Annotated in this window: 7 protein-coding genes; 5 read left to right on the top strand and 2 right to left on the bottom strand. The window is 71.5% G+C overall.

Annotation, left to right across the window (positions count from 1 at the left end):
* The first annotated feature begins 196 nt into the window (after nt 1-196).
* Nucleotides 197-1,642 (top strand): aldehyde dehydrogenase family protein, encoded by a 1,446-nt coding sequence (locus tag IG94_RS0137585; RefSeq protein WP_031048448.1) that lies wholly within the window; start codon nt 197-199, stop codon nt 1,640-1,642.
* A 90-nt stretch (nt 1,643-1,732) separates the two neighbouring features.
* Here the strand turns inward: IG94_RS0137585 and IG94_RS0137580 are convergent, their stop codons facing one another.
* Together IG94_RS0137580 and IG94_RS0137575 are read right to left on the bottom strand one after the other, a co-directional pair.
* Complete coding sequence (locus IG94_RS0137580) at nt 1,733-2,146, bottom strand: cytidine/deoxycytidylate deaminase family protein (protein ID WP_031048446.1); 414 nt, start codon at nt 2,144-2,146, stop codon at nt 1,733-1,735.
* Nucleotides 2,147-2,209: 63 nt separating this feature from the next.
* Nucleotides 2,210-3,223, bottom strand: a complete 1,014-nt coding sequence (locus IG94_RS0137575) for a LacI family DNA-binding transcriptional regulator (RefSeq protein WP_031048443.1) — start codon at nt 3,221-3,223, stop codon at nt 2,210-2,212.
* Between the two features lie 316 nt (nt 3,224-3,539).
* Here IG94_RS0137575 and IG94_RS0137570 point away from each other — a divergent pair, with 316 nt between their 5' ends.
* From IG94_RS0137570 to IG94_RS0137555, 4 genes are all read left to right on the top strand, one after another.
* Entirely contained in the window at nt 3,540-5,507 is a 1,968-nt protein-coding gene (locus IG94_RS0137570; RefSeq protein WP_031048441.1) for an acyl-CoA dehydrogenase family protein, read from the top strand.
* A gap of 152 nt (nt 5,508-5,659) precedes the next feature.
* Nucleotides 5,660-6,916, top strand: a complete 1,257-nt coding sequence (gene dxr / locus IG94_RS0137565) for a 1-deoxy-D-xylulose-5-phosphate reductoisomerase (protein WP_031048439.1) — start codon at nt 5,660-5,662, stop codon at nt 6,914-6,916.
* Between the two features lie 8 nt (nt 6,917-6,924).
* Nucleotides 6,925-8,217 (top strand): M50 family metallopeptidase, encoded by a 1,293-nt coding sequence (locus IG94_RS0137560; RefSeq protein ID WP_107060823.1) that lies wholly within the window; start codon nt 6,925-6,927, stop codon nt 8,215-8,217.
* Nucleotides 8,218-8,458: 241 nt separating this feature from the next.
* Nucleotides 8,459-8,779 (top strand): flavodoxin-dependent (E)-4-hydroxy-3-methylbut-2-enyl-diphosphate synthase (locus IG94_RS0137555; RefSeq protein WP_169752443.1); only part of this gene is annotated, 321 nt, incomplete at its 3' end.

Below are 8,779 nucleotides of genomic sequence, written 5' to 3'. Positions count from 1 at the left end.
CCCCCCCACCCCCACCACCCCCGGCCGGGCCTCGGCCGGGCCCCGCCCCACCTGGCCAGACCGTCGAAGAACGCACCCCCACCACTACGCCCCGGACAAACGCCCCGCACCCACCCCCGCCCTACCGTTGACCCCGCACACCCGCACGGCGCCCAGCACCACCCACCACCCCACCGCGGAAGGGCCGGAACCAGAAATGACCTCCACCCACGCCTTCTGGCTGGCCGGCCGCCAGGCCACCGGCGAGGCCGTCCTCGACGTCACCTCCCCCTGGGACGGCAGCCACGTCGGCACGGTCAGCCTCCCGACCGACGCACAGGTCGAAGAGGCCGTCGCCGCCGCGTACGCCGTCCGCGAGGACTTCGCCGCCACACCCGCCCACGTACGCGCCGCCGCCCTGGACCACGTCGCCCGGCGCCTGTCCGACCGCACCGAGGAGATCGCCCGCCTGATCTCCGCCGAGAACGGCAAGCCGGTCAAGTGGGCCCGCGGCGAGGTCGGCCGCGCGGTCTCCGTCTTCCGCTTCGCCGCGGAGGAGGCCCGCCGCTTCAACGGCGGCGAGGCCCAGCGCCTGGACACCGACGCCGGCGGCCAGGGCCGTCTCGCCCTCACCCGCCGCTTCCCCAAGGGCGTGGTGCTGGGCATCGCGCCCTTCAACTTCCCCCTCAACCTGTGCGCCCACAAGATCGCCCCCGCGATCGCCGCCGGCGCGCCCATCCTCCTCAAGCCGGCCCCCGCCACCCCCCTCTCCGGCCTGATCCTCGGCGAACTGCTGGCCGAGACCGAGCTGCCGGCCGGCTCCTGGAGCATCCTCCCGGTGCCGAACGACCGCATGCCCGCCCTCGTCCAGGACGACCGCCTCCCGGTCATCTCCTTCACCGGCTCCGAGACCGTCGGCTACGCGATCATGGACTCGGTGCCGCGCAAGCACTGCACGCTGGAACTCGGCGGCAACGGCGCGGCCGTCGTCCTCGCCGACTGGGCGAGCGACGAGGACCTGGACCGGGCCGCCGCGCGCATCGCGACCTTCTCCAACTACCAGGGCGGCCAGTCCTGCATCTCCGTGCAGCGCGTGATCGTCGACGCCGCCGTCCACGACCGCCTGCTGCCCCGCATCGTCGCCGCGGTCGAGGCCCAGGTCACCGGTGATCCGAACGACGACGCCACGGACGTCGGCCCGCTGGTGAGCGAGGCGGCCGCACAACGCGTGGAGTCCTGGGTCGAGGAGGCCGTCACCGCGGGCGCGCAGCTCCTCACCGGCGGCAAGCGCGACGGCGCCTCCTACGCCCCGACCGTCCTCACCGGCCTGCCCACGGACACCACCCTCGCCCGCGAAGAGGTCTTCGGGCCCGTCCTCAGCGTGCAGAAGGTCACCGGCGAGGCCGAGGCGTTCGCCGCCGTCAACGACTCCAAGTACGGCCTCCAGGCAGGCGTGTTCACGCACGACCTCCAGTCCGCCTTCCGCGCCCACCGCGCCCTGGAGGTCGGCGGCGTCGTCATTGGCGACGTGCCCTCCTACCGCGCCGACCAGATGCCGTACGGCGGTGCCAAGCAGTCCGGCGTCGGCCGGGAGGGCGTGAAGTTCGCGATGGACGACTACACCTACGAGCGCGTGCTGGTCCTCACCGGGCTCGCGCTCTGAGCCCCCTCAGTCTCCGAGCCCTCTGAGCCCTCCGAGCCCTCCGAGCCCTCTGAGCCCCTCTGAGTTCTCGGTGTCTCTGAGTCCAGGCCCTCACTCGGCGTCGAGCTGGTGGTCCGCCCAGACGTACGTCTCGGGCAGCAACTCGGCGACGGGGACGGAACGCACACGTTCCCCGTCGCCGACGATCACCGTGAGCCCGGGAAAGTAGTCGAGCAGCACCTGACGGCACCGGCCGCAGGGCGGAACGACCCCTCGCCCGCGATCGCCGACGGCCACGATCGTCTCCAACTCGTACGCCCCCTGGGCGGCAGCCGCGCCGACCACGACCAACTCGGCGCAGGGACCGCCGGTGAAGTGGTAGGCGTTGACCGCGGTGACGATCCGGCCGTCCCGGGCACGGGCCGCGGCCGCCATGGTGTGGTTGTCGCCCCGGCACCGGGTGCGGGCCACCTCCGCAGCGGCCTCGACGAGTTCGCGGTCGACGGGACGGGCCGGCGTGCTCATCGTCTGTTCCCCCAACGTCTCGTCCTCCAACTCCACCCTCCCACTCCGCGGCCGCAGCCGGCGCTACGGCCGCACGGGCGCCGGCCCCGAGCTGGCCCGGACGGTGAGTTCCGGCGCGAGCAGCACCACCTCGTCGCCCCCGAGTCCGTCGAGCTTGCCGACCAGTTGCTCGACGGCCCGCCGGCCCATCTCCTGCGCGGGCACCGCGACCGAGGTCACCCGCACCGAGGCCTGGGTGGCGACCTGCTCGGGGCAGACCGCGACCACCGACACGTCCTCCGGCACGGCCCGGCCCTGCTGGCGCAGCAGGGCGAGCAGCGGCTCCAGGGCCGACTCGTTCTGCACGACGAACCCCGAGGTCTCCGGACGCTCGTCGAAGACGCGGGCCAGGGTCGCGGCCGTCGCGTCGTACCCGCCCTCGCAGGGCCGGTGGAGCAGTCGCAGCCCCAGCTCGCGGGCGCGGGTGCGCAGCCCGTCGAGGGTGCGTTCGGCGAAGCCGGTGTGCCGTTCGTAGACCGCCGGGGCCTCGCCGACGACGGCGATGTCGCGGTGCCCCAGCTCGGCCAGGTGCTCCACGCACAGCGCGCCGGTGGCCCGGAAGTCGAGATCGACGCAGGTGAGTCCCTCGGTGTCCGCGGGGAGGCCGATCAGGACGGACGGCTGCTGGGTGCCGCGCAGCAGGGGCAGCCGCTCGTCGTCGAGTTCGACGTCCATGAGGATCATCGCGTCGGCGAGCCCGCTGCCCGTGACCCGGCGGACGGCGTCGGGTCCCTCCTCGCCGGTGAGCAGCAGGATGTCGTACCCGTGGGCGCGGGCGCCGGCCGCGACCGCGACCGCGATCTCCATCATCACCGGCACGTACATGTCGGTGCGCAGCGGCACCATGAGCGCGATGATGTTCGACCTGCTGCTGGCCAGGGCGCGGGCGCCGGCGTTCGGGTGGTACCCGAGCTTGCGGATGCTCTCCTCGACCCGCTGCCGGGTGGTGGTGGAGATGGAGCGCTTGCCGCTGAGGACATAGCTCACCGTGCTCGACGAGACTCCGGCGTGCTGGGCGACCTCGGCGAGGGTGACCATCCGGCTCTCCAAGTGGTGCGAAGCGCTTCGACGGCGCGGGGGATGGATCATGGGGGTGAAAGAGGTTACGACCCTATCTCCAGTGCAGATGCCTGTCCATAGGTGTGTCGAAGCGCTTCGACAGTCAACTCCGCCGACCTCGCCCCGGGATGGGCCGAACGGCGCACGAAGGGTGGTGGGTTCGCCCGGGATCGGGTACATACGAACGGGTAGCACCGACTAGTAACGTACGCCCGCAAGTTCGCGGTGGACGAATCGCGGCGACCGTTGTGGACCGTACCGTCCCCCGATGCCGATTCGCGGCGAGGTGAGCCCCATGTCCGCCCCAACCTCCTCCTCCCGACCCACCGTCACCGAACGCGAGGCCCGGCAGGTCGCCGAGGCGGCCCGGGAACAGGACTGGCGCAAGCCCAGCTTCGCCAAGGAACTGTTCCTCGGACGCTTCCGCCTCGACCTCCTCCACCCCCACCCGCTGCCCGCCGACGAAGACGTCCAGCGCGGCGAGGAGTTCCTCGCCAAGCTCCGCGACTTCTGCGAGACGAAGATCGACGGGGCCGTGATCGAACGCGACGCACGGATCCCCGACGGGGTGATCACCGGGCTGAAGGAGCTGGGCGCCCTCGGCATGAAGATCGACACCAAGTACGGCGGTCTCGGTCTCACCCAGGTCTACTACAACAAGGCCCTCGCCCTGGTCGGATCGGCGAACCCGGCGGTCGGCGCGCTGCTCTCCGCCCACCAGTCGATCGGGGTGCCGCAGCCGCTGAAAATGTTCGGCACGCAGGAGCAGAAGGACACGTTCCTGCCGCGCTGCGCCCGTACCGACATCTCGGCGTTCCTGCTGACCGAGCCGGACGTCGGCTCGGACCCGGCGCGCCTGGCCACCACCGCCGTCCGGGACGGCGACGAGTACGTCCTCGACGGCGTCAAGCTGTGGACCACCAACGGCGTCGTCGCCGACCTCCTCGTCGTCATGGCCCGCGTCCCCAAGCCCGAGGGCGGCGACGGAAAGGGCAGCGAGGGCGGCAGGGGCGGCATCACCGCGTTCGTCGTGGAGGCCGCCTCCGAGGGCGTCACGGTCGAGAACCGCAACGCCTTCATGGGCCTGCGCGGCCTGGAGAACGGCGTCACCCGCTTCCACCGGGTACGCGTCCCGGCCGCGAACCGCATCGGCCCCGAGGGCGCCGGCCTCAAGATCGCGCTCACCACCCTCAACACCGGCCGCCTCTCGCTCCCCGCGATGTGCGTCGGCGCCGGCAAGTGGTGCCTGAAGATCGCCCGCGAGTGGTCCGCCGTGCGCGAGCAGTGGGGCAGGCCGGTCGCGCTGCACGAGGCCGTCGGCTCCAAGATCTCCTTCATCGCGGCGACGACCTTCGCCCTCGAAGCCGTCCTGGACCTCTCGTCCCAGATGGCCGACGAGGATCGCAACGACATCCGCATCGAGGCGGCCCTCGCCAAGCTCTACGGCTCCGAGATGGCCTGCCTGATGGCCGACGAGCTGGTCCAGATCCGCGGCGGCCGGGGCTTCGAGACCGCGGCCTCCCTGGAAGCCCGCGGCGAGCGCGCGGTCCCCGCCGAACAGCTCCTGCGCGACCTGCGCATCAACCGCATCTTCGAGGGCTCCACCGAGATCATGCACCTGCTGATCGCACGGGAGGCCGTCGATGCCCACCTGTCGGTCGCCGGGGACCTCATCGACCCCGACAAGACCCTGTCCGACAAGGCGAGGGCGGGCGCGCAGGCCGGTGTCTTCTACGCCAGGTGGCTGCCGAAGCTCGTCGCGGGTCCCGGCCAACTCCCGCGGTCGTACGCCGACTTCCACCCCGCCGGGCACCCGGACCTCTCCGCGCACCTGCGCCACGTCGAACGCACCGCTCGCAAACTCGCCCGCTCGACCTTCTACGCCATGTCCCGCTGGCAGGGCCGGATGGAGACCAAGCAGGGCTTCCTCGGCCGCGTCGTCGACATCGGCGCCGAGCTGTTCGCGATGAGCGCCGCCTGCGTCCGCGCCGAGCACCTGCGCGCCCGGGGCGACCACGGCCGCGAGGCCTACCAACTGGCCGACGCCTTCTGCCGCCAGTCCCGCATCCGCGTCGAGGAACTCTTCGGCCGCCTGTGGACCAACACCGACGGCGTCGACCACAAGGTCGTCAAGGGCGTGCTGGGCGGCGCGTACGAGTGGCTGGAGCAGGGCGTCGTCGACCCGTCCGGCGACGGCCCGTGGATCGCCGACACGACACCGGGCCCCGCCCGGCGGGAGAACGTCCACCGCCCCATCGGCTGACGCCCCGCACCCCGGCGCGGGCCCACGGCCGCCCGGCGCCGGGGGAGAGGCAGGGGCGGGGGAACCGGCGACAACCCGCCCCTGTCCTCGGACGACACCCGACCGAGGGACGCGCTGTCCTCCTGGAGCGCCGTTGCCGACACAATGGGGGGATGAGCGACAGTCCAGCCCCACTCGCCGACCCCCACCTCGTCTACGACCCGGTGGCGGGCGACGGCCCGAAGGACGTGGTGATCCTCGGGTCCACCGGGTCGATCGGGACCCAGGCCATCGACCTCGTGCTGCGCAACCCGGACCGCTTCCGGGTCACCGGCCTGTCGGCCAACGGCGGCCGGGTCGCCCTCCTCGCCGAGCAGGCGTACCGGCTGAAGGCGCGGACCGTCGCCGTCGCCCGCGAGGACGTCGTACCGGCGCTGCGGGAGGCGCTCACCGCCCAGTACGGGACGGGGGAGCGCCTGCCCGAGATCCTCGCCGGACCGGAGGCGGCCACCCAGGTCGCCGCCTCCGACTGCCACACCGTGCTCAACGGCATCACCGGCTCCATCGGCCTCGCCCCGACCCTCGCCGCCCTGGAGGCGGGCCGCACCCTCGCGCTCGCCAACAAGGAGTCGCTCATCGTCGGCGGCCCGCTGGTCAAGGCGCTGGCCAAGCCCGGCCAGATCATCCCGGTCGACTCCGAGCACGCCGCCCTCTTCCAGGCACTCGCCGCCGGCACCCGCGCCGACGTCCGCAAACTCGTCGTCACCGCGTCCGGTGGCCCCTTCCGCGGCCGGACACGGGAACAGCTGGCCCGGGTCACCGTCGACGACGCCCTCGCCCACCCCACGTGGGCCATGGGCCCGGTGATCACCATCAACTCCGCCACCCTCGTCAACAAGGGCCTGGAGGTGATCGAGGCCCACCTGCTCTACGACATTCCCTTCGACCGCATTGAGGTGGTCGTGCACCCGCAGTCGTATGTCCACTCGATGGTTGAGTACACGGACGGATCGACACTGGCCCACGCCACGCCCCCCGACATGGGCGGGCCCATCGCGGTCGGCCTCGGCTGGCCCGAGCGGGTCCCCGACGCGGCCCCCACCTTCGACTGGAGCAAGGCCTCGACCTGGGAGTTCTTCCCCCTGGACAACGAGGCCTTCCCCTCGGTGAACCTGGCCCGGCACGTCGGACAGCTCGCGGGCACGGCCCCGGCGGTGTTCAATGCCGCCAACGAGGAGTGCGTCGAGGCGTTCCGCTCCGGCGCACTGCCGTTTCTCGGGATCATGGAGACCGTCACGCGGGTGGTCGAGGAACACGGCACCCCGCGTACGGGAACCTCGCTCACCGTCGCGGACGTCCTCGAAGCGGAGACCTGGGCGCGTGCCCGGGCCCGGCAACTGGCGGCACAGACGGCGGAGGCCCGTGCATGACGACCCTGATGTTCATCCTCGGCATAGTCCTCTTCGCCGTCGGCCTGCTGTTCTCCATCGCCTGGCACGAACTGGGCCACCTCTCCACGGCCAAGATGTTCGGGATCCGCGTGCCGCAGTACATGGTGGGCTTCGGACCGACCCTCTTCTCGAAGAGGAAGGGCGACACCGAGTACGGCGTCAAGGCCATCCCGTTCGGCGGCTACATCCGCATGATCGGCATGTTCCCGCCCGGCGCCGACGGCCGGCTGGAGGCCCGCTCCACCTCGCCCTGGCGCGGCATGATCGAGGACGCCCGCTCGGCCGCCTTCGAGGAACTGCAGCCGGGTGACGAGAAACGGCTCTTCTACACGCGCAAGCCGTGGAAGCGCGTCATCGTCATGTTCGCCGGCCCGTTCATGAACCTGATCCTGGCGGTGGTGCTGTTCCTCACCGTCCTGATGGGCTTCGGCATCTCGCAGCAGACCACCACCGTCAGCTCCGTCTCCAAGTGCGTCATCTCACAGAGCGAGAACCGCGACGACTGCGGCACGTCCGACCCGGCCTCCCCGGCCGCGGCGGCCGGTCTGCGGGCCGGCGACAAGATCCTCGCCTTCGACGGCGTACGGACCGACGACTGGGACCAGCTGTCCAACCTGATCCGCGCCAACCCCGGCGAGAACGTGCCGGTCGTCGTGGAGCGCGACGGCAAGGAGATCACCCTCGACGCGACCATCGCCACCAACCAGGTCGCCAAGAAGGACTCGCACGGCCAGATCGTCCAGGGCGAGTACGTCAGCGCCGGCTTCCTCGGCTTCAGCGCCGCCACCGGCGTCGTGAAGCAGGACTTCGGCGAGTCCGTGACCTGGATGGGCGACCGGATCGGCGACGCCGTCGACAACCTCGCCGCGCTGCCCTCGAAGATCCCGGCCCTGTGGGACGCGGCCTTCGGCGACGGCCCCCGGGAGGAGGACTCCCCGATGGGCGTGGTCGGCGCGGCCCGCGTCGGCGGTGAGATCGCCACCCTGGACATCCCGCCCACCCAGCAGCTCGCCATGTTCGTCATGCTCGTGGCCGGCTTCAACCTCTCCCTGTTCCTGTTCAACATGCTTCCGCTGCTGCCGCTCGACGGCGGTCACATCGCGGGCGCGCTGTGGGAGTCGGTGCGCAGGGCCGCGGCCAAGGTGCTGCGCAGGCCGGACCCGGGCCCCTTCGACGTGGCCAAGCTGATGCCGGTGGCCTACGTGGTGGCGGGCATCTTCGTCTGCTTCACGCTGCTCGTCCTGGTGGCGGACGTCGTCAATCCGGTCCGCATCACCTGACGCACGGCCCGCGGCACCACCCGGCGTACGGACCGTCCCGACGATCCGATGAGAAGCCCGATCCGGAGAGCATGTCCCTCCGGACCGGGCTTCAAGCCCGTCATACGGCAGATGGACGCCAAAGGGTGCATCTCCCGTACGCCGTGTGCCGGACGTTCATGTCCGTGCCGTAATCTCGGATGCCGGAGCCCGCCGCTGAACGGGGCCGGATTTTTATCCACGACTTGGGGTTGCACAGCAGATGACTGCGATTTCTCTCGGCATGCCGGACGTTCCGACCAGGCTCGCTCAGCGCCGCAAGAGCCGGCAGATCCAGGTCGGGCCCGTGGCGGTCGGCGGCGACGCCCCCGTGTCGGTGCAGTCGATGACCACGACCCGCACGTCCGACATCGGTGCCACGCTCCAGCAGATCGCCGAGCTGACGGCGTCCGGCTGCCAGATCGTCCGCGTCGCCTGCCCCACCCAGGACGACGCCGACGCGCTGTCCGTGATCGCGCGGAAGTCGCAGATCCCGGTGATCGCGGACATCCACTTCCAGCCCAAGTACGTCTTCGCCGCGATC

It is taken from the genome of Streptomyces olivaceus, from assembly GCF_000721235.1.
GTDB classification, from domain to species: Bacteria; Actinomycetota; Actinomycetes; order Streptomycetales; family Streptomycetaceae; genus Streptomyces; species Streptomyces olivaceus.
This window is presented reverse-complemented; position numbering and strand designations above follow the sequence as displayed.